1 pseudogene is annotated in these 255 nt (G+C 55.3%); it reads right to left on the bottom strand.

From position 1 onward, the window contains the following. Positions 1–224 (bottom strand): annotated as a pseudogene (locus AC5IJH_RS18345) (glycosyltransferase family 4 protein); the annotation flags it as partial. Between the last annotated feature and the right edge of the window lie 31 nt (positions 225–255).

The raw sequence follows: 255 nt of genomic DNA on the forward strand, positions 1-255 counted from the left end.
AACTCGATCAGGGGATCATCCATGAGGTGCTTGATCTCCGATTCATAGTACTCGCGGTCTGCACCATCAATCTTCGCCGCGATCTTCAAGGGAGTTCCCATACGCTTTGCGAGTTCGATCGCGCGATCGACCCGCTTCTCTGGGGAGATGCGTCCAATGAACGCGAAGTAGTCGCCCATCTTTTCGTTCGGTACGTACAGATCGTCTGGTAATCCGTGATGCACCGTTCCAGCCCAGTTCGCCCAAGGCATCGGC

Origin of the sequence: Candidatus Dedyshia acidiphila, from assembly GCF_051025295.1 — a bacterium.
In the GTDB taxonomy this organism is placed as follows: Bacteria; Acidobacteriota; Terriglobia; order Terriglobales; family Acidobacteriaceae; genus KBS-83.